Raw genomic sequence first — 21,393 nt, forward strand, 5'->3', positions numbered from 1 at the left:
CGCCGCCCGTTCACGGATGCGACAGATCGTCCGCGACACGCCGGTGAGGCGCACGCGGATGCCGGGTGTCGCCCGGCATCCGTTGCATCCGTGAACGGACGACCGAGAGCCGCCGCGCGCCGGCGCTCGGGCGCCGGCGTCAGGCGGTGAAGCGGGCGAGGAAGGCGCGGGTGCGCTCCTCGCGCGGATGCCGCAGCACCTCCGACGGCGGGCCCTGCTCGACGATCGTGCCGGCGTCGAGGAACACGACCCGGTCGGCGACGTCGCGCGCGAACGCCATCTCGTGCGTGGCCATCAGGATGGTCGCGCCCTCGGACGCCAGGTCGCGGACGAGTTCCAGTACCTCGCCGACCAGCTCCGGATCGAGGGCGGACGTGATCTCGTCCAGCAGCAGCACCTCGGGGTCGGTCGCGATGGCACGTGCGATGGCGACACGCTGCTGCTGACCGCCCGAGAGGCGGTCGGGGTGATCCTTCGCCTTGTCGGCGAGCCCGACCCGGGCCAGCAGGTCGACCGCGCGGGCTTCGGCCTCGCGGCGCGGCATCCGGTGGACCACGCGGGACGCGAGCGTCACGTTGTCGAGCACGGACAGGTGCGGGAAGAGGTTGAAGCTCTGGAACACCGCGCCCAGCCGCGCACGGATGCGGTTGCCGTCGACGCGGGGATCGGAGATGTCCTCGTCGCCGAGGAAGATCTGTCCGTCGTCGATCGGCTCGAGCAGTCCCAGGCAGCGCAGCAGGGTCGATTTGCCCGAGCCGCTCGCGCCGATGAGCGCGACGACCTCGTGCGCGGCGAGCGAGACGTCGACCCCGCGCAGCACCTCCCGGTCCCCGAAGGACTTGTGGATGCCGGTGGCCCGCAGCACGTCGCTCACAGCACCGATCCCGTCTGCTCGCGCTCGCGGAGCCGCGCCGTGTACCAGTCCGTGAGGCGGATGGTGGGGATCGCGAGCAGGATGAAGAGGATGCCGGCGACGACGTACGGCGTGAAGTTGTACGTCGTGGCCGTCACCGAGCGAGCGGCGGCGATCGCGTCGATGCCCGCGATGATGGAGATGAGCCCGACGTCCTTCTGCATCGAGATGAAGTCGTTCATGAGCGCCGGGGTCATCTTCCGCAGGGCCTGCGGCAGGACGACGCGTCGGAGCGTCTGGACGTGGCTGAGCCCGAGTGCGCGGGCCGCGAGACGCTGCGACGGATGGACGGACTCGATGCCCGCGCGGATGACCTCCGCGACGTACGACGAGTAGGTCAGCGTCACGGCGAGCACGCCGAGGAAGAGCTCGTCGATCCGTTCGCCGACGATCGTCGGCAGCCCGAACCCGACGAGGTAGAGCACGATGATGAACGGCAGCCCGCGGAAGAGATCCGTGTAGCCCGCGGCCAGCATCCGCACGGGGAAGAAGACCGGGCCCCGCAGCGTCCGCAGCAGGGCGACGAGCAGTGCGACACCGCCGACGGTGAAGACCGCGATCCCGAGCACGGTGAGGTTGACGAGGAAGCCGTCCCACACCTTCGGCAGCGCCTGCAGGGCGATGGCCGGGTCGAAGAAGCTCTGCTGGACCTTCGACCAGCCCTCGGTGTTGATCACCGTCGCCCATACCACGACGGCGAAGACGAGGGTCGACGCGATCGCGATCAGGACGGATCGCCGCTCGCGGCCGCGCCGGTAGGCGCGACGGTCGAGCTCGAGCTCGCTCGGGATGCGGGTGGTCACGGATCGACGCTAGCGCGCCCTCACTGGAGCTCGGTGACGCCCTCGGTCAGACCCGAGAGCCATTTCTCCTCGAGGTCGGCGAGGGTGCCGTCCTCGCGGAGCTCGTCGACGGCGGCACTGACGGCCGGGGTCAGCGGCGAGTCCTTCGCGAGCAGCAGGCCCCACTGGTCCTCGATGCCCGACTGGGGCAGCTCGCCGACGAAGAACGAGTTCTCGATGTAGAAGTTCACGGCGACGTAGGCGGTCGGGGTGTCGAGGACGACGGCGTCGACCTGTCCTGCGCTCAGAGCCGCGGTGGCGTCCTCGTTGGAGTTGTAGAGCTTCGGCTCGAGCCCGAGGTCGAGCGCGTCGAGGGTGAGAGCGCTCGTCGAGTTCGCCATGGCACCGATCGTGATGTCCTTCAGGCCCGCCAGGTCGGTGACGCCGTCGGCCTTACCGCCCTTGAGAGCGATGAGGGACTGGCTCGCGGCGTAGTAGGGCGACGAGAAATCGACGCCCTGCTTGCGCTCGTCGGTGATCGTGTACTGCTGCACGTTGAAGTCGAAGCTCTTCGGCCCCGGGGCGATCGCCGCGTCGAAGCTGGTCCGGACCCACTCGACGTCGTCCTTCGCGAATCCGAGCTTGTCGGCGACGGCGTAGGCCACTGCGGCCTCGAAGCCCTCGCCGGACTCCGGGTCGTCGTCGATGACGTAGGGCTCGTAGGCGGTCTCGCCGGTCGCGATCGTGAGCTTGCCGGGGGTGACGTAGTCGTCGGGGGAGGGGCCGGCATCCGAGGACGACGACACGCTCGGTGCGGCGCTGGTCGCGCAGCCTCCGAGGAGCAGGGCGAGGGCGGCGGCGGACGCGGCGAGTGCGGTGCGCAGGGCGGGACGACGGGACATGAGGGCCTCCGGAGGCGCCGAGCAGGCTCGGTGAAGGGGTTCGGGTGGCGCTCCGCGCGCGATCGGGCGGGTGCCGACCCTCATTCTCGCGCGAGGAGGGATGCCGCAGGCCATGCGGCGTCGCTTTGTTACACGCCCGTCATCGTCGTTCGCTTGAGAGGATGACGGGATGACTCCCTCTCGCACGCTCGTGGTCGGTTCCGGTCGGATCGGCACTCGGGTCGCAGCGGCGCTGCGCGGTGCCGGCGGTGAGGTCTGGACGCTGCGGCGGTCCCCGGCATCCGAGCCCGACGATCACCGCATCGCGGCGGATCTCTCCCAGCCGCTGGCCCGCCCGCTTCCCGCCGTGGACGCGGTCGTCGTCACACTGCCGCCGGGGGAGGATGCTGCGTTCCTGGCGGACGCGGCGGCGCACCTCGCGGCCGCGCTGCCCGGGGTGCCCGCGCGGACGGTGTGGGTATCGTCGACGCGCGTGTTCGAGGGGTACGGCGATGAGCGACCGCTGACGGAAGCCGATGAGCCGCGTCCCGCGAGCGCGCGTGCGCAGCAGCTGGTCGACGGCGAGGTGCGCGCAGTCGAGTTGCTGGAGTCCGTCATCCTGCGACCGGCCGGCATCTACGGGCCCGGCCGTGACCGCCTCATCCGACAGGTGCGGGCCGGCACTCCGGTCGACCATGCGCGTCGGACCAACCGCATCCACGAGACCGACGTCGCGCGAGCGATTCTCGCGCTCCTCGACGCAGCCGTTCCGCCCCGCGTGCTGCACGGCTCCGACGAACGACCCGCCACGCTCGGCGAGGTCGTGACCTTCCTCGCCGGGCGTCTCGGGGTGCCGGTGCCGCCGCGCGGCGAGCCGGGCGATCGGCGCGGCACGGTGCTGGACGGTGCGCTGCTGCGGTCGGTCGTCGGCTCGCTCGAGTACCCGACGTTCGAGGAGGGCTACGGCGAGATGCTCGCGGGGTCGGCCTGATCCTGGTGCGTGTCGGCGGCGCGCGGCAGGATGACCGCATGAGCGTCGAACCCCGGATCCTGGACTGGCTGCGCGACTCCGACCCGTCGCTGCGATGGCAGGTCGAGCGCGACCTCGCGGGTGAGCCCGCGGACGTGTGGCGGGCGACGCGCGCGCGCGTGGCGACCGAGGGGTTCGGTGCGGCGCTGCTCGCGCAGCAGGGCCAGGACGGGCAGTGGGAGGGCGGCGCGTACTTCCCCGTCGGCTTCTTCGGCAGCCCGGAATCCGAGATGCCCGGGCAGCCGTGGACGGCGACGACATGGACGCTGAAGGACCTGCGCGAGTGGGGCGTCCCGGCATCCGCTCTCGGGGACACCGCCGAGAGGCTCGACCGCAACAGCCGGTGGGAGTACGACGACCTGCCCTACTGGGGCGGCGAGGTCGACGTCTGCATCAACGCGTTCACCCTCGGAACCGGGGCGTGGCTGGGGGCCGACGTCTCCCGGCTGGCGAGGTGGTTCCCCGAGCATCAGCTCGCCGACGGCGGATGGAACTGCGAGGCCGAGGAGGGCGACTCCGTGCGCTCCTCGTTCCACTCCACGCTCAACGCTGTTCGGGGCATGCTCGCGTACGAGCGGTTCACAGGGGACACCACCCTCCGTGAGAGCCGCCTGCGCGGGCAGGAGTACCTGCTCGAACGCCGCCTCGCGTACCGCCTGTCGACGGGCGAACTCGTCGGTCCGTTCGTCACCGAGTTCGTCTATCCCAACCGGCACCGCTACAGCGCGCTCGCCGCCCTCGACCATTTCCGTGACGCGTCGCTGAACGACGACGTCGTGCCCGACGAGCGGCTCGCCGACGCCGTCGAGATTGTCCGCGCAGCGCAACAGCCGGACGGCACGTGGCACCAGGGACGCGTGCTCGAGGGACGGCGCTGGTTCGACCTCGACGCTCCCGAGGGGCAACCGTCGCGATGGCTCACGTTCCTCGCCCTCCGCGTCCTCCAGTGGTGGGATGCTGCGCGGTGACCGGATCGCGTAGGTTCGGGGACGTGATCGTCAACCCGCTGCTGCCGAGCCTGTACGACGTGGTCTGGTCGCTCGTTGCGCTGATCGTGATCGGGCTCGCCGTCGTCGCACTCGTGTCGCTCGCCCGCTCCGCGCGCGGCCTCACATCGGTGCAGGCGCTCGCCTGGGCGATCGTGATCCTGTTCGTCCCGGTCCTCGGCCCCGTCGCGTGGCTCGCGGTCGGGCGGCGCGCCGGCCTCGCAGGCCGGAACGAATCCCGCCTCTGACGGTCCGCGCCCCTCAGCGGCGCAGGTTCACCTGCAGGATCTCCTCCTGGTACGGGGCGCGCACGGCGCCGGAGATGCGCAGGTCGAGCAGCAGGAACGGACGGTCCTCCGCCGGGCGGTCTCGCCACCGCGCGAGCGCGTCGAGGTCGTCGAGCGTGCGCACGACGACGCCCTCCGCGCCGACGGCGCGGGCCAGACCGGCGAAGTCGACCTCGGGGATCTCCATCGGACCGCGCGCGAGCCCCATGACGCCGTAGAGATGCACCTCGGCTCCGTACGCTCCGTCATTCCACACGATCGCCAGTCCCCGCCCGCGCGCGACCCGCACGGCGGACTCGAGATCGGCGATCGCCATGAGCCCACCCCCGTCGCCGGTCGTGAGGACGATCGTGGACTCCGGCCGGGCCATCGCCGCCCCGGGGACCGAGGGGAAACCGAGGCCGATGGATTGGTACGCCGTGCCGACCATCATCATCCGGTCGGGTGAGGCGACCGGCCAGAACATGTTCGCCCATCCGATGAAGTGTCCGCCGTCCGACACCACGACGCGGTCCTCGGGCAGCAGCTGCGCGATCGCCGCCGCGGCGCTGCGCGGATCGAGCCGCCCGTCCGGAGCGAGCCCGTCGCCCTCCTCCCGCCCCCGCAGCGCAGCGACGTCCACCCGGTCGCGCCAGCGTGACGCGGTGCGGCCGAGCCGTTCGAGCTCGTCGGCGATCGCACGGGCGGCGAGCGCGGCATCCGCCCGCAGGTACCGACCGACTTGCGGGTGCGTCGCCGCGGGTGCCACGTCGACCTGCACGATCATCGTGTCGGGGGCGAAGAGGCTGCCGAAGCGCATCGTGAACTGGTTGAGCGACGCACCGAAGACGACCGCGACATCGGCCTCGCGGATCGTCGCCATGGCCGCCTCGGCGCCGAAGCCGCCGGTGACCCCGAGGTCGAACTCGGCGCGCGGGAAGATTCCCCGGCCGAGAGCGGTCGATGCCGTGAGCGCGCCGGCCGCGTCGGCGAGACCCCCGAGCTCGTCGCCGGCCCCCGCGGCCCATGCACCCCGCCCGGCGAGCAGCAGCGGACGTTCGGCCCCGGTCAGTACGCGGGCGATCGCGCGGACGGTCGCCTCGGCGTGTGCCCCGGTGGGGGCGAGGGGCGCCGGCAGCACGGGATCAGGCGTCGCCGGAATCCCGCCGGCGTCCCGGCCGCCGACGTCGTACGGGATCGCGAGGACGACCGGCACGCGGAACGAGAGCGCGTGCTCGATCGCGATGACCGTGGTGGCCGCAGCATCCGTGCGCCCCACCGTGTACGTGCGCACGCCCACAGCCGACGCCAGCGAGAGCTGGTCGACGTCCCACGGTCGGGGGCCCGACGTCGGTTCGTCGCCGACGACGAGGACGAGCGGCACACGCGCCTGCGCGGCCTCCGCGAGCGCGGTGAGGGTGTTCGTGAAGCCCGCGCCGTACGTCGCCGTCGCGGCGGCCAGTCCGCCCCCGGCGCGGTGATGGGCGTCGGCGGCGACGACCCCGCCGGCCTCGTGACGGACGGCGGTGAACGTGACGTCCTCGCGACGCTCGAGCGCGTCGAGGACGAGGGCGTTGCCGTTGCCCATCACGCCGAAGACGTGGTCGATGTGGGCGGCGAGCGCGGAGGCGACGTGGGCGGCGACGGTGGGCATGGGAGCTCCTGGAGACGATGACGACGGATGCCGTATGTGTCTCGCTCCCGCGGCGTCGCGGGTGGCTGCGTGCCCCTTTTCCGAGCACCAGGGCCTGTCTCGGCACTGGACGGCACTCAGTGTAGTCACGACGCGTGCGCCACGCACGCCAGCGTGTCACACTGCGGACATGCTGCAGACGATGACGATCAGCCTCGCTCCCTTCGACGCGGCACGCATCGTCCTCGACCACGTGCAGTCGTCGGGGATGACGGTCGAGTGCGTCGGACAGCATGCGACGGCGACCGAGGCGGGTCATCAGATGGCGCTGCTGATCTTCGAGAAGTACTACATGCGCACCAGCAGTCGCGCGTCGCTGACCGTCGCGATCGAGAACCTCGCGGGTCCGACGACCGCGGTCTTCCGCGGCTCCGGGGGAGGAGAGGGCGCGCTCTTCCGCTTCGACTGGGGCGCGAGCGCCGACTTCGCATCGACCGTGGTCGACGCCCTCGAACCGTACGAGACGGTCTGACGAGCGGATGCCGGGGCCCACGGACATCGCAGAGGTGCGGGCGCGCCGCCTCCGGTCGCACCTGCTCGCGTCTCCGGCCGCCCACGTCGGCGACGTGGTGCGGCATCTGCACGCGGTGCAGGCGCAGGACCTCGGCGCAGGGCGCTGGGCTCTCGGCATCCGGACCGCAGGCGATCTCACCGTCGGTGATGTCGACCGTGCGTTCGACGACGGCGAGATCGTCCGCGCCTGGACCCAGCGCGGCACCCTGCACATCGTCGCGCCGTCGTCGGTTCCCGGCATCCTCGCCGTCACCGGCGAGCGGCAGCTGCGAGCGCTCGGTGCGGACGCCGCTCTCGTCGAGAAGGCCGAGCGGGTCTTCCGAGCCGCGGTGGCCGTCGAGGGCCGAGTGACGCGAGCGGAGTTCGCGGCCGCGCTCGAGCGCGAAGGCCTCTCGGGGTCTGCGAGGCAGGCGAACGGCATCCTGCTCGCCCTGTCCTTCCGCGGTGTGCTGGCACTCGGGCCCGTCGTCCCGCGCGAGGACGGTGTCACCCGCGAGCAGTACCTCGTGCTGCTCCCCGTCGGTGGCGCCGTGGGGGAGGACCCGGCCGTCGACCTCCTCCTCTCCTATCTGCGCGGGCACGGGCCGGCGTCGTCGACCGACTTCGCCTGGTGGGCCGGGATCCCTGCCGGAGCAGCCCGCGCCGCCGTCGAGCGCGCCGGTCACCGGGTGGCCGCCGTCGGCGGCGGCCTCCTCGCCGCGCCGGATGACACCCCCGGGTCGCGCTTCGCAGCGGGTTCGGAGACCCTGGCCCTTCCCGCGTTCGACGAGTACACGCTGTCCTACGCCGATCGCTCCATCGCTCTGGGCGCGGGAGACCGGGTGAGCGTCGGTCCGACGGCGAACGGCATGATGCGCGCCGTCCTCCTGCGCGAGGGCGTCGCCATCGGCACGTGGCGGCTCTCGCTGGCGAAGGGGTCCACCGGGGAGGCGGAGGCGGTGCTGTTCCCCGGCGAGTCGCGCCGCGGCGTCGACACCGCTCTCGCCCGGGCCCAGGGATTCTTCGCCTTCGTGTAGCGAGTCGTGAACGGATGCGCAAGAAGTTCTTGCGGTGATACGCGCCCGGTTAGTTTCTCCTCACGCGGCCCTCTCGAAGAGGCCGCATCCGGAGGGAGCGCGTCATGGTCTCTCCGCTGCACGACGTCCCCGACCGCATCCTCGTCCAACGTGCGGTCGACGGAGACACCGCTGCGTTCGGTGAGATCCTGCGACGGCACGCGTCGCTGGTGCGTGCGTACGTCTACCGCATCGTGAAGTCCGTGGCCGACACCGATGACGTCGTCCAGGACGCCTTCGTGACGGCCTGGAAGCAGCTCCCCACTCTCCGCGACCCGTCCGCCGTGAAGTCGTGGCTGATGCGGATCGCCGGGCGCGAGGCGCTCGCCCTCGCGACCCGCAGGTCGCGAGAGGATGCTCTCGACGAGGCGACCTTGCCCCCGTCGTCACAGGCGCAGCCGGAGCGCGCAGCCATCCAGAACGATCGACTCGCTGCGCTGTCCCGCGCGCTGGATCGACTCAAGGAGGATCAACGGCGATGCTGGTTGCTCCGTGAAGTGGCGGAGCTCAGCTACGCCGAGATCGCAGAAGAGATGAACATGACCGACAGCACCGTCCGAGGACTGCTCGCACGTGCGCGGGCGAGCATCGCGATCGAGATGGAGGGGTGGCGATGAGCGACGACGACCCCTCGACCCTCGACTGCGGTCGCACCATCGACGAGCTCAGCAGCTACGTCGAAGCCGGCCGCACGCCGCGTGATCCGCACATCGAGTCCTGCCCGGACTGCCTCAACGCCGTCGAAGCGCTCGAGCGCGTGGGACAGCTCTCGCGCGACCTCGTCGCCGACGATGCCGAACGGATGCCGCGGCCGCCCGAGAGCTGGTTCGAAGGCATCCTCTCCGTCATCCACTCCGAGCTGCGGGCCGGCCGGAGCTTCCCGATCCACCACCCGGACCCGCGCGTGACGATCACCGTGACCGAGGGTGCCGTGCGCTCCCTCGTGCGTTCACGTGCGGACTCCCTCGACGGGATCTACCTCGGGCGCACGGAGATCATCGGGGATGCCGAGACGCCAGGCGCACCCGTCCGGATCGACCTGACCGCGTCCGTGGCGTGGGGGCGGTCGATCCCCGAGCTGACCGCTTCGCTCCGCGAACTCGTCTACCGCGTGCTCGCCGAGCACACCGAGCTCAACGTCACCGCTGTCAACGTCGCCGTCGAGGAGCTCCACGGCACAGAAGGGGAGGAGTGAGCATGTCCGAGCCGCTCGCCGACCAGCCCGACCTCGTCGCCCGCGTCCGTGCGGTCGACGGCGTGACCGATGTCTACTCGCCGCGATCTGCGGTCGGCCGCATTCCGGGCCTCATCGCCGCCGCGGCAGGCAGAGCCGACGACCGGATGGCGGAGGTCGCGGTGACGGTCCGCGACGGGGTGCCGCTGGTCGCCGCACGCATCGCGACCGCGTCTCAGGACAGCACCCCCGACGCCGCCCGTCGGGTCGCGGACGCGCTCCTGGCGAACACTCCCGACGACGCCCGCATCAGCATCCAGATCGCCCGTATCCACTGACCTCGGAACCCGTTCGAAGATTCTCCGAACTTTTTTGTGACGAATCGGGACGCCCGGCCCTCTTATGTACGAGGCCGACGACAGCGGCCCACGACGCACCGCGAGGGCGTCACCCGATCGTTTGAGAAAGAGGAGAATCATGGCCACCGAGACCACCAAGACCACCGCTCCCGTCACCCCGGGTGCCGGTCGTGTGGACCGCACGACGCCCGCGCTCGACGAAACCTCGTCCGCCACGAACGGCACCACGGTCATCGCCGACGGCGTCGTCGCCAAGGTCGCCGGCATCGCCGCCCGTGAGATCCCCGGAGTCCACGCCCTCGGCGGCGGCGGAGCCCGTGCGATCGGCGCGATCCGCAACGCCATCAACGCGACCGACCTCGGTCAGGGCGTGAAGGTGGAGGTCGGCGAGACGCAGGCGGCCGTCGACCTCACCATCGTCGTGGAGTACCCGACGCCGGTCCACCAGGTCGCCGCTCAGGTCCGCGACGCGGTCGCCGGCGCCATCACCCGCCTCGTCGGACTCGAGGTCGTCGAGGTCAACGTGACCGTCGACGACGTCCACATCCCGGGTGACGAGGACGAGGAGCACGAGGAGTCCCGCGTCTCATGAGTGCCACGATGAAGGGCGCCGTCCTGGGCGCCGTACTCGCTGTCGCCGCTCTCGTTTTCGGGTTCTGGGGCTTCCTGCTCGTGGGCCTGTTCATGGCGATCGGCGCTGTGATCGGACGCGTCGCGTCCGGCCAGCTCGATCTGCGGGCCGTGACGGACGCCTTCACGGGACGGCGTACGTCCTGATGCGCATCGACACCGACGGAACCGCGGTCGGCGGGTCCTCGCGACCCGCTGCCGCGGAGCCCGGCGTCGCCGGCCGTACAGATGTCGCCGAGCGTGTGCTCGTCGGCATCGCGCGGGCGGTGTCCGCCGATGTCATCGGCGTCCCGCGGGGCAAGGTTTCCGTGGGTGTCGCCGATCGACGGGACGGCATGGCTCTGAAGGTCTCGAGTCCGCTGCCGGTCCCCGACCTCGATGACGTCGACGCGGTGCGCAGCACCGTCCCCGTCCTCGAGCGCGCCGCGCAGATGCAGGAGCAGCTGCGCGACCGACTGACCCACCTCCTCGGGCGTGACATCGCCCGGGTGGACATCACCGTGACAGGTGCCCTGACACCGGAAAGGAAGCGTGTGCGATGACCACTCCTGTGCTGCGTCGCGTCGTACGCCGCGAGACCCACTCGCCGCGCAGCGTCGCCTTCGCACTCGTCGTCCTGCTGGCCGTCCTGGCGTCCCTGTACGTCGCGGTCGAACTGATCCTCGCGCTCGCCGCGCTGCCGCCCCTCCTGGTCCGGCCCATGGTGGCGCTGGAATGGGTCGCCGCCGTGCCGACCGACGTCCCCGTCGCTGCCGCCGTGGCAGGCGGACTGGTCGTCGCCGCGCTGGGTGTGTGGCTGCTCGTCCTCGCTCTCGCACCGGGACGACTGTCCAAGCACGAAGTGGATGCCGGGGGCCGTGCCGCGGTCATCGACAACGGTGTGCTCGCGTCCTCGCTCGCCAAGCGGGTGAGCGACGAGACCGGCCTCGCCCGCGACCGCGTGACGGTCGGCGTGGCCCACCGCAGCATCGACGTCACCGTCCGGCCGGGAGCCGGCATCCCGATCGACAAGGGCCACCTGGAGTCGGTCACCGCAGCGGAGATCGCCGCGGTGAAGCTCGCCCGTCCCGTCCGCACCCGCGTTCGCATCGAACGCTCCGACGAAGAGGAGAAGTCGGCATGAACGACACCAATCGTGCGCTGAACCGCACCCTGCTCTTCCTCGTCGGGCTCGTGCTCCTCATCGCCGGGGGTGCTGCGGCCACCGCCGCCGCGATTCCCGCAGTCGGCGAGGTCTGGACATCGTCCGGCTCCACCGTGGCCGATGCGTTGCGCTCGTCGGGCGACGCGACCGCGATCGGCGGGACGACCCTCAGCTGGGCGGTCATCGGCGCGACCGCAGTCGCCGTGCTCGTCGCGGTGATTTTGATCGCCGCGATGACCACCCTCATCAGCCGCCGCTCGAAGACGGTGCTCCGCTCGAGCGGGGCGCAGAACCCGCTCGGCCGGGTGACGGTCACCGAGTCGTTCGCCGCCGACGCGGTGACGAACTCGCTGAGCCGGCAGGACGACGTGGTGGCTGCGTCGGTCACGGCGCACACGGTCAAGGACGAACCCGTCCTCCACGTGAGCGTCACCGCGCGTCAGGGCGCCGACCCCCGCCGCATCGTCGACCACGTCGACCGTCTCGTCGATGGCCTCGCCGCCGTCACGGGCACTGACACCCCCGCCTTCGTCTCCGTTCACGGCGGTCTGCGCAGCAGGCTCGCCTCGGACGCACCTCGGGTCAGCTGACCCATCCACACCTCGAACCAGGCACCGGTTCACCCACCCACACAGAAAGGAGACCCTCATGGGACTCGACGACAAGATCAAGAACGCGGCTCAGGACATCGCCGGCAAGGCGAAGGAAGCCATCGGCAAGGCCACTGACAACGACAAGCTCGTTGCGGAGGGCAAGGCCGACCAGACGAAGGCCGACGCCAAGAAGGCCGGAGAGAACGTGAAGGACGCCTTCAAGAAGGACTGACCTTCACCAGCCTCGCGCGATTCGGGCAGCGCGAGTCTGCGGGGAGCACGTGGGGGTGTGCTCCTCGCCCTACCGTGTGCGGAGCTGTTCTCCTTGATCAGGCGAACAGCTCCGCACCGGCGTATGACCCCGCGCCCACGCCGCGGGGGATCGCCCAGACCCCCGATGCGACGTGACGCACGTACTCGTTCATGAGATCCGTCGACAGTGCCCGCTGCAGTGCGATGAACTGCTCCGGGGAGCGCTGGTACGACAGGAAGAAGAGCCCCGCGTCCAACCGGCCGAGGTCGGTGTCGCCGTCGACGTAGTTGTAGCCTCGCCGCAGGATCCGGACGCCGCCGTTCATATCCGGATGCGCAAGGCGCACGTGGGATGTCGCGTCGATGGCGGGGGAGCCGGCGGCATCCCGCTTTCTGAAGTCGGGCGCCGTCGTCTCGGTGCCGCCGGAGAGCGGGGCCCCCTCGGACTTGTCGCGCCCGATGATCCGCTGCTGCTCCGAGAGGCGCACGCGGTCCCACGTCTCGATGAGCATCGCGATCTTCCGCGCCACGAGATACGACCCACCGGCGAGCCAGGCGGGTTCGTCCTGGTCTCCGACCCAGACGTGCTCGGCGAGAGCCTCCGTGTCGTCCGCGAGGATGTTCGCGGTGCCGTCCTTGAACCCGAAGAGGTTCCGCGGTGTCGTCTGCGCAGCGGTCGTCTTCGACGTCTTGCCGAACCCCAGCTGCGACCAACGCAGGCGGGCGCGGCCGAACGCGATGCGACTGAGGTTCCGGACCGCGTGGACGGCGACCTGCGGATCGTCGGCGCACGCCTGGACACACAGGTCGCCGTTCGACCGCGCCGGGTCCAGGTCGTCGCCGAGGAACGCGGGCAGCTTCGCGAGCCCCGTCGGGCGCAGCGACGCGAGGCCGTACCGGTCGGTCCCGTCCGCGGCCTCGAAGAGGGTGGGGCCGAATCCGAAGGTGATGGTGAGAGCGGATGCGGGCAGCCCCAGCGCCTCGCCGGTGTCATCGGGCGGCGCCTCGGGGGATCCGCCGACTGCCCCGGTCGCGCTGACCTCGAGTCCCTGCGTCATCCGGGCCGCCGCGTAGCTCCAGTCCTGCAGCAGGGACTGCAGGTCGGCTCGATCTGCGCCTTCCATCATGTCGAAGGACGCGAAGTGCAGGTGATCCTGCACGGGGGTCGTGATGCCGGCCTGATGCTCCCCGAAGAAGGGGTGGACAGGACCTCCGGCTGCGCCGGCGCGCGCGATCGAGTTCGCGGCCCACGCTCCGCCGCCGGCGCCCAGGGCGAGGCCCGCAGCGCCGACGCCCGCGGCGAGGCCGAACAGCCCTCGGCGGCTGAGTCCGGGGCGCACCGCGTCTTCGGACCCCGTCTCCTCTGCGGTCACTGCAGGACGGTGGCGGTCAGCCGCGACAGCGGTTCGGCGAGCGCGTTGAGAAGGTCCGTCAGCGTGCGCTTGTCGTCGTCGGTCAGTGTGCGATAGGCGACGAACCCCTTCGTCAGGGAGCCGTGTTCGGCCAGAGCCGCCTCGAGGTCGTCGTAGCGGCCGGTGATCTCCGTCGCGAGCGCTGCGCCGTCCGAGCCGGTGGCGGCAGTGAGCTCCTCGACGAGCGAGAAGGCCATCTTCGAGCCCTCGACGTTGGCCGCGAAGTCCGACAGGTCGGTGCCCGACCACCAGTCCTCCTCACCCGTGATCTTGCCGGTCGCGACCTCGTCCAAGAGGGCGATGGCTCCGTTGGAGATCCCCGCCACACCCTGTGCGTCGAGCGCCTGCTGGAACGCGTCGGAGTGCACGTAGTCGTTCAGCTCGGCCACGTCGGCGATGAGCTGGTCGCCGAATGCAGCGCGCTGCGCGTCCGTCGAGGGGGCCCAGTCCTGCCAGGCGGGGGTCTCGCCGTCGGCGTTCAGCGCGTCCTTCTCCGGCACCCAGAGGTCCTTCTCGATGCGGTGGAAGCCGGTCCAGTCGAGGCCCTCCGCGACGGCGTCGACCTCGCGGTAATCGATCCGGGGGTCGAGGTCTCCGAGCGATTCCGCGACGGGCTCGATGCGCTCGTAGTACGCGCGGACCGCCGGGAACTGCGCGCGGGCCTCACCATCCTCGCCGGACTCGTAGGCGGTCACGAAGGTGTCGACGGCCGGCACGAGCTGCTCGACCTGGTCCTTGACGAAGGCCGCATAGAGGTCGACGGCCTTCGTCTTCTGCTCGGCGTCGTCGCCGGTGGCCGCGATCGCATCGCCGGTGACCGTGAAGTCCGCCCGGCCGATGCCCTCGCCGACCATCCCCGGCTTGCAGAGGGTCTTGTACTCACCCGGCTGGGCGACCACCGTGAGCGTCCGCTCCGCCCCCGGAGCGATGTTCTCCACCTCGCCGATGATCCGCAGGCCGTCCTCGGCGAGCAGGTAGAACTCGGTCACCTGCGAGCTCTTGTTCGAGACGGTGAACGTCAGCGTGCCGCTGGTCGCCGTCGTCGTCGAGATGTCGCACGACGAGTCGGTGGAGGTGACGGTGAGCGCGTCAGCGCTCGCGACCTCGGTTTTGGCCACGCATCCCGACAGGACGACGGCGGCGAGGGCGGCGAGGGCGACGGCGGGTGCGCGGCGGGTGCGGGTCATGATGCTCCTTGAGGTGCGGGGATGAGGGGGCGGGCGGATGCCGCTGCCTCCGGACGACGGCGGCCTCCGACGCCGCGGACGAAGAACGAGCCGACGACGGCCAGGTACAGCGCCCAGGCGATCACCTGCAGCCAGGTCATCTCGGGCATGAAGCCGACGGTCGCCTGCAGGATCGCGGCGAGGGTGCCTCCGGGGGCGACCTGAGCGCTCAGGTCAAACGCCCAGCCGAAGGGGAACCCGGCCCATCCGACGCCGACCGCGCCGGTCGCGGGGTCGATCGTCGCCGAGGCGCCGAAGGGACCGGGGAGGGCGCCCGCCTCCTGCAGGTCGTGGAACGCGTAGGCGAGCACCCCGGCGGCGACGACCACGAGGAAGCCGCCCGTCCAGGCGAAGAAGCGGCGGAGGTTCAGGCGTACCATCCCGCGGGCGAGCAGCCAGCCGAGCAGAGCGGCGACGGCGAGGCCGAGGAGCGCGCCGAGGAGGGCGGACGGTGCATCGCCGAAGGACTGCACCATCGACCACAGCAGGAGCGTCGTCTCGATGCCTTCGCGGGCGACCGACACGAACCCGATCGCGACGATGCCCCAGAAACCGCTCGTGGCCAGGGCTCGGTCGACACCGCCCTCGAGATGTGCCTTCATCGTCCGCGCGGTGCGCAGCATCCAGAAGATCATCCAGGTGACCATCGCGACGGCCACGAGCGACAGGCCGCCCCCGATGAGCTCCTGAGCTTCGAAGGTGAGCGCGTACGCGCCGAAGGTGAGGACGGCGCCGATGGCGAGGGCGAGCGCGACCGCCAGCCCGACACCCGCCCAGAGGCGGGGGAGGACGTCGCGACGGCCGATCCGGGTGAGGTAGGCGACGAGGATGCCGACGACGAGGGCGGCTTCGAGGCCTTCGCGGAGGCCCATGAGGAAGGTGGCGAGCACGGGTTCTCTTCGGGTGTACGGAAGTGAGGCCGGTGCCCGCTGCCCCGTCGCAGCCCTCCGCAGAGCCGCCCGGAGGCGGATGCGACTTAGGTTAGGCGAACCTCACCGCGTGAGCGTACACCCGAGATGCTCGGCCCTCCAAGACGGCGCTCACGCGTGACGGTCGAGGAACGCGTAGACCTCGCCGTCGTCCACCCCGGGGAACATCCCGCGCGGAAGCGGGGAGAACATCTGCATGTGCACGCGGGCACTCGGCCACGCCTTGCCCTGCCACCGCCCCGTGAGCTCCGCGTCGGGACGACGGCAGCAGGCCTCGTCGGGGCAGGTCGACGTGGCGCGCTTCTGTGTCTCACGCCCACGGAACCACCGGGCGTCGTCGAAGGGCACGCCCACCGTGATCGAGAACTCGCCTTCGGTCGTCGTCCCTGTCTGGCTCGAGCACCAGAACGTGCCGCCGGGGGTGTCGGTGTACTGGTAATGCTCGGTCGTGCGGTTCTGCTCGGCGAACGCCGACCGCGCGGCGAACTTCCGGCAGACGACCTGGCCCTCCACCGAGCCGGTCACATCCATCGGCAGGGGGAGTCCGTCGTTCTCGTAGACGCGGTTGATTGCTCCCGCCCCGTCCACACGCAGGAAGTGGAGCGGGATGTCGAGGTGCTGCGTCAGGAGGTTCGTCAGCCGCATCCCCGCCGCCTCGTGGGTGACGCCGAAGGCGTCGCGGAAGTCCTCGACGGCGAGATTGCGATCCTTCTTCGCCTGGGACAGGAAGGCGACCGACGCCGTCTCGGGCATGAGGCAGCAGGCGGCGTAGTAGTTGATCTCCAGTCGTTGCTGCAGGAAATCGGCGTAGTCGGTGGGCGGGGCGTGGCCGAGCAGCCGGTGGGCCATGGCCTGCAGGGCCATCGACCGCAGGCCGTGTCCGCCGGGAATGGATGCCGGGGGCAGATAGATCCGGCCGTTCTCCAGATCCGTGACCGATCGTGCCGAGTGCGGGAGGTCGTTCGCGTAGATCAGCTCGAAACCGAGCTGCTCGGCCATGATGCTCACCGTCCGGTGCGTGAGGGCCCCGGTCGTGTGCCCGGCCGCCTTGAGCTTCTTCTCGGCCAGCTTCTCGATGTCGGGGAGGTAGTTGTTCTGCTCCCGCATCCGCAGTCGCAGTTCGGTGTTGGCGCGGCGCGCCTCTTCGGGGGTCGCGATCGACTCCCGCTCGCGGCGCTCGAGCTCGCGGTGCAGCGCCAGGATCCCCTCGATCGTCTCGTCGGACATGGTCTTGGTGACCTTGACCGGGGGCACGCCCAGGCGGCGGAAGACCGGGCTCTGCTGTGCCCGCTCCAGCTCCAGCTCGAGGGCGGCGCGACGATTGGGCGGTTCATTCGACAGCAGATCGGTGACATCGGTGCCCGTCGCGGTCGCGATGGCCTGCAGCACCGACAGTTTCGGCTCGCGCTTGCCGTTCTCAATGAGACTCAGCTGGCTGCCCGCGATGCCGACGATCGCGCCGAGCTCGTCGAGCGTGTAGCCGTGCGCCTGTCGATGGTGGCGGATGCGGTGACCGAGCGTCGAGAGCTGGATGGGGGTCGCCATGATCTTGATTTTAGCGAAAGAATCGCAGATTTTTACCTCCCGAATCTCGGAAAGTAGCGCTCGGGGCGCGCACAGTGGGATCACGACCACCCCGACCGAGGAGCGCCGAATGGCCATCGCAGACCTGTTCACCCGCCCCACCCGCACCGCCTCCGCGCCCGCAGCGCCCGCAGCGACGGCGGCCCCCACCGGCATCCGTCCCACCGTCACCGGCCAGGGGATGGCGGCGCTGGAGGCGTGGGTCGACGAGATCGCCGCTCTCACCCAGCCCGCCCGCATCCACTGGGTCGACGGTTCCGCGGCCGAGAACGACGCGCTCCTGCGTCAGCAGGTGGACGAGGGCAAGCTCATCAAGTTGAACCCGGAGTGGCGGCCCGGTTCCTACCTCGCCCGCTCGCACCCGAGCGATGTGGCCCGCACCGAGGCTCGCACCTTCATCGCGTCGGAGCGCGAAGAGGATGCCGGGCCCACCAACAACTGGATCGCCCCCGACGAGATCCGCGCCACCATCACCCCCCTGTTCGAGGGCAGCATGCGCGGTCGCACCATGTTCGTCGTGCCGTTCTCGATGGGCGCCGTGGGCGGTCCCCTGTCGCACATCGGCGTGCAGGTCACCGACAGCGCCTACGCCGTCACCTCGATCGGCATCATGACGCGTGTCGGCGTCGAGGTGCTGCAGCAGATCGCCGACGGCAAGCCCTGGGTCAAGACGGTGCACTCGGTGGGCGCTCCGCTGGCTCCGGGCCAGGAGGACGTCCCGTGGCCCTGCAACGACGAGAAGTACATCGTCCACTTCCCCGAGACGCTCGAGGTGTGGTCGTTCGGCTCGGGCTACGGCGGCAATGCGATCCTCGCCAAGAAGTGCTTCGCCTTGCGCATCGCCTCCGTCATCGGACGCGACGAGGGCTGGCTCGCCGAGCACATGCTGCTCATCCGCGTCATCGACCCGGCAGGCAAGGCGTACCACGTCGCCGCCGCGTTCCCCTCGGCCTGCGGCAAGACCAACCTCGCCATGCTGCGCCCGACGATCCCGGGCTGGCGCGTCGAGACGCTCGGTGACGACATCGCGTGGCTCCGTCCGGGGGAGGACGGCCGCCTGTGGGCCATCAACCCGGAGGCGGGCTTCTTCGGCGTCGCCCCCGGCACCGGTGAATCGACCAACGTGACGGCGGTCGACACGCTCTGGGGGAACACCATCTTCACGAACGTCGCGCTCCGTCCCGATGGGGACGTGTGGTGGGAGGGGCTGACCGACGAGGCGCCCGCCGAGCTCACCGACTGGGAGGGCAAGCCGTGGACCCCGGCATCCGGTCGTCCCGCCGCCCACCCGAACTCCCGCTTCACAGTGAGCGCGGGGCAGTGCCCGCAGATCGCCGACGACTGGGATGCGCCCGAAGGCGTGCCGCTCGACGCGATCCTCTTCGGCGGCCGTCGCGCGACCAACGTCCCGCTCGTGGTCGAGGCGACCGACTGGACCCACGGCGTCTTCATGGGCTCGAACATCTCGTCCGAGCGCACGGCCGCCGCCGAGGGACTCGTCGGCGAGCTGCGGCGCGACCCCTTCGCGATGCTGCCCTTCTGCGGCTACAACATGGCGGACTACTTCGCTCACTGGCTCAAGGTCGGTCAGAAGCTGCGCTTCGACCGGGCGCCGCGGATCTTCCAGGTCAACTGGTTCCGCAAGGGATCGGACGGGCGCTTCCTGTGGCCCGGCTTCGGCGACAACGCCCGTGTCATCGACTGGATCATCCGTCGCATCGACGGGTCCGTCGGTGCCGTCGACAGCCCGGTGGGGCGTCTGCCGCGCACCGAGGACCTGAATCTCGCCGGTATCGAGGTTCCGCAGGAGGATCTCGACGAGCTGTTCGCGGTGGACCCGGCATCCTGGCTCGCCGAGGCGGACCTCACCGAGGAGTTCTACCGCACGTTCGGCGGCACGGTGCCCGCTGCGCTCTACGCCGAGCTCGCCGCGCTGCGCTACCGTCTGCACCGCACGCAGCAAGAGGTCTGACCCGCCTCGCACCGTCCGGACGTCGCAGATGGTCGCCTTCCCTCCCGGGGGGCGTCCATCTGCGACGTCTCGCGTCAGACCAGGAGCTGGCGGGCGGCGAGGTCGCGGTAGAGCGGCACGTCGCGGATGAGCTCCTCGTGGGTGCCCTGGCCCACGACACGGCCGTGGTCGAGGACCACGATGAGATCGCTGTCCACGACCGTCGACAGCCGATGCGCGATGACGACGAGGGTGCGTCCGGCCGCGACGGCGTCGATCGCCTCGCGCATGCGCTGCTCGTTGAGGCCGTCGAGCGATGAGGTGGACTCGTCGAGCAGGAGGATCGGCGGCGCGGCGAGAAGGGCGCGGGCGATCGCGAGGCGCTGGCGTTCGCCGCCGGACAGCATGACGCCCGCCTCGCCGACCGGGGCCCGCAGCCGGAGGGGGGACCGCTCGAGGACGTCCGTCAGGTTGACGGCGGCGAGCACCCGCTCGCAGTCCTCGTCCGACGCGTCCGGTGATGCGAGCCGGAGGTTGTCGGCGATCGTGCCGGCAAGGGTCGGGGCATCCTGCTCGACGTAGCCGAGCCGGGCGCGCAGCGACAGCCGGTCGAGGGCGCGGGCGTCGACACCGTCGATGAGCACGGCGCCGGTGGTCGGATCGTAGAACCGCTCGATGAGGGCGAGGGTGGTCGACTTGCCGGCGCCCGACGGGCCGACCAGCGCAACGCGCGATCCGCGCGGCACGTGGAACGAGACCCCGCGCAGGACCGTGGCCTCGGGCGCGGGCTCGAACTCGGACTCCTCGGGGAGCGGCGCGCGGGCGTCGGCGAGGGCCTTCAGCGCCTCGTCCTGCGCGCTCCGCCGGGCGCGCACCACCGCGTCGGGGTAGGAGAAGTGCACGTCGCGGAACTCGATCGCGGCAGCGGCGTCGGTCTCCGACGCGACGGCGGATGCGGCGATCTCCGCATCCGCCGCGGTCTCGTCCGGCAGGTCCAGGACCTCCTGGATGCGGCCGAGGGCGCCCAGGGCCTGATTGACCGACGTGATCGCGCCGAAGAACGAGGCGAGGGGCTGCACGAGGAAGAAGAGGAACATCACGAAGACGACGAGCTGGGCGATCTCGATCGCGCCCGACGCGACGCGGAACCCGCCGACACCCAGGACGACGAGCAGCGACACCTGCAGTGCGATGCCGGCGACGGGGACGACGACCGCCGACGCCTTCGCGACACTCACGCCGGCGTCGTACGCCTCGCTCGCGGTCGCCGAGATGCTCTCCTGCTCGCGGGCTTCGGCACCCGACGCGCGGATGGTGCGGATCGAGCCGATCGCCCGCTCCACCCCCGAGGCGAGCTCGCCGACCTTCTCCTGCTGCACGGACGTCGCCCGACGGATGCGGCCGCTCAGGACGCCGACCACCGCGGCCGACGCTCCGATGACGACGACGATGAGCAGCAGGAGCACGGGATCGATCACGAGCATCGCGATGATCGCGCCCACGAAGATGAGGGCGTTGCCGATGGAATCCGCGAAACCCTGCGTGAGGACGGCGTAGAGCAGGGTCGTGTCGGTCCCGACGCGCGAGACCAGATCGCCGGTGCGCCGGGCGTCGTACTCCTGGACCGGCAGGTGGAGGAGCTTCGCGATGAGGCGTCGGCGGCTCGAATACACGACGGCGGTGCCGGTGCGCTGCAGCAGGTAGTGCTGGAACCCGCCGATCAGCGAGGAGAGGACGACGAGACCCACGAGGACCCAGACCAGGATGCCGAGGGCATCACCGGCCTGCACCCGTCCGATGACATCGCCCACCAGCAGCGGCTGGACGAGCGTGGCGACCGCTTCGAGGACGCTCAGGACGGCGACGACGACGAGGACGCCCCTGTGCTCAAGGAGGAAGGGGAGGAGCTGACGAAGGCTGGCGCGGGGCCCGTCGTCCTTCGAGGGACGACGCAGACCGCGGCGAGGCGTGGACATCCCTCTATCTTCTCCTGCGACGGCTGAGCGGTGTCCGATCTCGT

General features: G+C 70.8%; 24 protein-coding genes. 15 read left to right on the top strand and 9 right to left on the bottom strand.

All coding sequences use genetic code 11. The annotated features are described in order from the left end of the window. Positions 1–139: 139 nt before the first annotated feature. From AB0259_RS00390 to AB0259_RS00400, 3 genes are read right to left on the bottom strand one after another with little or no spacing between them, the layout of a single operon-like run. The gene (locus AB0259_RS00390; RefSeq protein WP_251583017.1) at positions 140–874 is read right to left on the bottom strand and encodes an amino acid ABC transporter ATP-binding protein; all 735 of its coding nucleotides are present in this window, start codon (positions 872–874) and stop codon (positions 140–142) included. Further along, positions 871–1,716, bottom strand: coding sequence for an amino acid ABC transporter permease (locus AB0259_RS00395; RefSeq protein WP_366221290.1), 846 nt, complete (start codon positions 1,714–1,716; stop codon positions 871–873). The genes AB0259_RS00390 and AB0259_RS00395 overlap by 4 nt, the downstream gene beginning before the upstream one ends. Positions 1,717–1,736: 20 nt before the next feature. Further along, positions 1,737–2,597 (bottom strand): ABC transporter substrate-binding protein, encoded by an 861-nt coding sequence (locus tag AB0259_RS00400; RefSeq protein WP_251583021.1) that lies wholly within the window; start codon positions 2,595–2,597, stop codon positions 1,737–1,739. 169 nt (positions 2,598–2,766) lie between these two features. Between AB0259_RS00400 and AB0259_RS00405 the strand changes: the two genes are divergently transcribed. Genes AB0259_RS00405 through AB0259_RS00415 form a run of 3 tightly spaced genes read left to right on the top strand, consistent with a single transcriptional unit; the run spans position 2,767 to position 4,840 of the window. After that, on the top strand, positions 2,767–3,567 hold the full coding sequence (locus AB0259_RS00405) for an NAD(P)H-binding protein (protein ID WP_366221285.1): 801 nt from the start codon (positions 2,767–2,769) through the stop codon (positions 3,565–3,567). Positions 3,568–3,605: 38 nt separating this feature from the next. Beyond that, positions 3,606–4,574, top strand: a complete 969-nt coding sequence (locus AB0259_RS00410) for a squalene cyclase (RefSeq protein WP_366221284.1) — start codon at positions 3,606–3,608, stop codon at positions 4,572–4,574. 23 nt (positions 4,575–4,597) lie between these two features. After that, the gene (locus AB0259_RS00415; RefSeq protein ID WP_251583027.1) at positions 4,598–4,840 is read left to right on the top strand and encodes a PLDc N-terminal domain-containing protein; all 243 of its coding nucleotides are present in this window, start codon (positions 4,598–4,600) and stop codon (positions 4,838–4,840) included. Between the two features lie 13 nt (positions 4,841–4,853). Here AB0259_RS00415 and AB0259_RS00420 read toward each other — a convergent pair whose 3' ends face one another. After that, positions 4,854–6,512, bottom strand: a complete 1,659-nt coding sequence (locus tag AB0259_RS00420; protein ID WP_366221281.1) for a thiamine pyrophosphate-binding protein — start codon at positions 6,510–6,512, stop codon at positions 4,854–4,856. A 169-nt stretch (positions 6,513–6,681) separates the two neighbouring features. On the opposite strand from AB0259_RS00420, the gene AB0259_RS00425 reads away from it, so the two are divergent. The 11 genes from AB0259_RS00425 to AB0259_RS00475 all read left to right on the top strand — a co-directional run bounded on the left by AB0259_RS00425 (position 6,682) and on the right by AB0259_RS00475 (position 12,251). After that, positions 6,682–7,023, top strand: coding sequence for a DUF6054 family protein (locus tag AB0259_RS00425; RefSeq protein ID WP_251583031.1), 342 nt, complete (start codon positions 6,682–6,684; stop codon positions 7,021–7,023). Between the two features lie 7 nt (positions 7,024–7,030). Beyond that, positions 7,031–8,080 carry a winged helix DNA-binding domain-containing protein gene (locus AB0259_RS00430; protein WP_366221280.1) on the top strand — a complete coding sequence of 350 codons (1,050 nt, stop codon included), beginning with the start codon at positions 7,031–7,033 and terminating at the stop codon, positions 8,078–8,080. Between the two features lie 104 nt (positions 8,081–8,184). Next, positions 8,185–8,736, top strand: a complete 552-nt coding sequence (locus tag AB0259_RS00435) for an RNA polymerase sigma factor (protein WP_366221278.1) — start codon at positions 8,185–8,187, stop codon at positions 8,734–8,736. Beyond that, on the top strand, positions 8,733–9,314 hold the full coding sequence (locus AB0259_RS00440; protein ID WP_366221277.1) for an Asp23/Gls24 family envelope stress response protein: 582 nt from the start codon (positions 8,733–8,735) through the stop codon (positions 9,312–9,314). The genes AB0259_RS00435 and AB0259_RS00440 overlap by 4 nt, the downstream gene beginning before the upstream one ends. 2 nt (positions 9,315–9,316) lie before the next feature. After that, on the top strand, positions 9,317–9,631 hold the full coding sequence (locus AB0259_RS00445) for a hypothetical protein (RefSeq protein ID WP_251583060.1): 315 nt from the start codon (positions 9,317–9,319) through the stop codon (positions 9,629–9,631). 139 nt (positions 9,632–9,770) lie between these two features. Continuing rightward, entirely contained in the window at positions 9,771–10,244 is a 474-nt protein-coding gene (locus tag AB0259_RS00450) for an Asp23/Gls24 family envelope stress response protein (protein WP_366221276.1), read from the top strand. Beyond that, positions 10,241–10,429 carry a DUF2273 domain-containing protein gene (locus AB0259_RS00455; protein WP_366221275.1) on the top strand — a complete coding sequence of 63 codons (189 nt, stop codon included), beginning with the start codon at positions 10,241–10,243 and terminating at the stop codon, positions 10,427–10,429. Before AB0259_RS00450 ends, AB0259_RS00455 begins: the two co-directional genes overlap by 4 nt. Next, the gene (locus AB0259_RS00460; RefSeq protein ID WP_366221274.1) at positions 10,429–10,824 is read left to right on the top strand and encodes a hypothetical protein; all 396 of its coding nucleotides are present in this window, start codon (positions 10,429–10,431) and stop codon (positions 10,822–10,824) included. The genes AB0259_RS00455 and AB0259_RS00460 overlap by 1 nt, the downstream gene beginning before the upstream one ends. After that, positions 10,821–11,405: a DUF6286 domain-containing protein gene (locus AB0259_RS00465; protein WP_366221272.1), complete on the top strand. Its 585-nt coding sequence runs from the start codon at positions 10,821–10,823 to the stop codon at positions 11,403–11,405. Before AB0259_RS00460 ends, AB0259_RS00465 begins: the two co-directional genes overlap by 4 nt. Next, entirely contained in the window at positions 11,402–12,016 is a 615-nt protein-coding gene (locus tag AB0259_RS00470) for a hypothetical protein (RefSeq protein ID WP_366221271.1), read from the top strand. The genes AB0259_RS00465 and AB0259_RS00470 overlap by 4 nt, the downstream gene beginning before the upstream one ends. Before the next feature lie 58 nt (positions 12,017–12,074). Continuing rightward, the gene (locus AB0259_RS00475) at positions 12,075–12,251 is read left to right on the top strand and encodes a CsbD family protein (protein WP_018188814.1); all 177 of its coding nucleotides are present in this window, start codon (positions 12,075–12,077) and stop codon (positions 12,249–12,251) included. 97 nt (positions 12,252–12,348) lie between these two features. Here AB0259_RS00475 and efeB read toward each other — a convergent pair whose 3' ends face one another. The 4 genes from efeB to AB0259_RS00495 form a co-directional block, all read right to left on the bottom strand. Further along, a complete protein-coding gene (gene efeB / locus AB0259_RS00480; protein ID WP_366221269.1) occupies positions 12,349–13,644 on the bottom strand; it encodes an iron uptake transporter deferrochelatase/peroxidase subunit in 1,296 nt (431 codons plus the stop codon). Then, complete coding sequence (efeO, locus tag AB0259_RS00485) at positions 13,641–14,870, bottom strand: iron uptake system protein EfeO (protein ID WP_366221267.1); 1,230 nt, start codon at positions 14,868–14,870, stop codon at positions 13,641–13,643. The genes efeB and efeO overlap by 4 nt, the downstream gene beginning before the upstream one ends. Continuing rightward, complete coding sequence (gene efeU / locus AB0259_RS00490; protein WP_366221265.1) at positions 14,867–15,799, bottom strand: iron uptake transporter permease EfeU; 933 nt, start codon at positions 15,797–15,799, stop codon at positions 14,867–14,869. Before efeU ends, efeO begins: the two co-directional genes overlap by 4 nt. Positions 15,800–15,949: 150 nt before the next feature. Beyond that, on the bottom strand, positions 15,950–17,383 hold the full coding sequence (locus AB0259_RS00495) for a helix-turn-helix domain-containing protein (protein WP_366221263.1): 1,434 nt from the start codon (positions 17,381–17,383) through the stop codon (positions 15,950–15,952). A gap of 109 nt (positions 17,384–17,492) precedes the next feature. On the opposite strand from AB0259_RS00495, the gene AB0259_RS00500 reads away from it, so the two are divergent. Beyond that, entirely contained in the window at positions 17,493–19,394 is a 1,902-nt protein-coding gene (locus tag AB0259_RS00500) for a phosphoenolpyruvate carboxykinase (GTP) (RefSeq protein ID WP_366221261.1), read from the top strand. A gap of 74 nt (positions 19,395–19,468) precedes the next feature. Here the strand turns inward: AB0259_RS00500 and AB0259_RS00505 are convergent, their stop codons facing one another. Further along, positions 19,469–21,349: an ABC transporter ATP-binding protein gene (locus tag AB0259_RS00505; RefSeq protein WP_366221259.1), complete on the bottom strand. Its 1,881-nt coding sequence runs from the start codon at positions 21,347–21,349 to the stop codon at positions 19,469–19,471. Between the last annotated feature and the right edge of the window lie 44 nt (positions 21,350–21,393).

Source organism: Microbacterium sp. NPDC080005, assembly GCF_040702445.1.
In the GTDB taxonomy this organism is placed as follows: Bacteria; Actinomycetota; Actinomycetes; order Actinomycetales; family Microbacteriaceae; genus Microbacterium; species Microbacterium oleivorans_D.

Coding starts and splice junctions, on each gene's coding strand:
- AB0259_RS00435 (WP_366221278.1), top strand. CDS start 8,185: ATGGTCTCTCCGCTGCACGACGTCCCCGACCGCATCCTCGTCCAACGT.
- AB0259_RS00475 (WP_018188814.1), top strand. CDS start 12,075: ATGGGACTCGACGACAAGATCAAGAACGCGGCTCAGGACATCGCCGGC.
- efeO (WP_366221267.1), bottom strand. CDS start 14,870: ATGACCCGCACCCGCCGCGCACCCGCCGTCGCCCTCGCCGCCCTCGCC.
- AB0259_RS00425 (WP_251583031.1), top strand. CDS start 6,682: ATGCTGCAGACGATGACGATCAGCCTCGCTCCCTTCGACGCGGCACGC.
- AB0259_RS00410 (WP_366221284.1), top strand. CDS start 3,606: ATGAGCGTCGAACCCCGGATCCTGGACTGGCTGCGCGACTCCGACCCG.
- AB0259_RS00500 (WP_366221261.1), top strand. CDS start 17,493: ATGGCCATCGCAGACCTGTTCACCCGCCCCACCCGCACCGCCTCCGCG.
- AB0259_RS00505 (WP_366221259.1), bottom strand. CDS start 21,349: ATGTCCACGCCTCGCCGCGGTCTGCGTCGTCCCTCGAAGGACGACGGG.
- AB0259_RS00465 (WP_366221272.1), top strand. CDS start 10,821: ATGACCACTCCTGTGCTGCGTCGCGTCGTACGCCGCGAGACCCACTCG.
- AB0259_RS00460 (WP_366221274.1), top strand. CDS start 10,429: ATGCGCATCGACACCGACGGAACCGCGGTCGGCGGGTCCTCGCGACCC.
- AB0259_RS00420 (WP_366221281.1), bottom strand. CDS start 6,512: ATGCCCACCGTCGCCGCCCACGTCGCCTCCGCGCTCGCCGCCCACATC.
- AB0259_RS00445 (WP_251583060.1), top strand. CDS start 9,317: ATGTCCGAGCCGCTCGCCGACCAGCCCGACCTCGTCGCCCGCGTCCGT.
- AB0259_RS00495 (WP_366221263.1), bottom strand. CDS start 17,383: ATGGCGACCCCCATCCAGCTCTCGACGCTCGGTCACCGCATCCGCCAC.
- AB0259_RS00405 (WP_366221285.1), top strand. CDS start 2,767: ATGACTCCCTCTCGCACGCTCGTGGTCGGTTCCGGTCGGATCGGCACT.
- AB0259_RS00470 (WP_366221271.1), top strand. CDS start 11,402: ATGAACGACACCAATCGTGCGCTGAACCGCACCCTGCTCTTCCTCGTC.
- AB0259_RS00440 (WP_366221277.1), top strand. CDS start 8,733: ATGAGCGACGACGACCCCTCGACCCTCGACTGCGGTCGCACCATCGAC.
- AB0259_RS00430 (WP_366221280.1), top strand. CDS start 7,031: ATGCCGGGGCCCACGGACATCGCAGAGGTGCGGGCGCGCCGCCTCCGG.
- AB0259_RS00400 (WP_251583021.1), bottom strand. CDS start 2,597: ATGTCCCGTCGTCCCGCCCTGCGCACCGCACTCGCCGCGTCCGCCGCC.
- AB0259_RS00455 (WP_366221275.1), top strand. CDS start 10,241: ATGAGTGCCACGATGAAGGGCGCCGTCCTGGGCGCCGTACTCGCTGTC.
- AB0259_RS00450 (WP_366221276.1), top strand. CDS start 9,771: ATGGCCACCGAGACCACCAAGACCACCGCTCCCGTCACCCCGGGTGCC.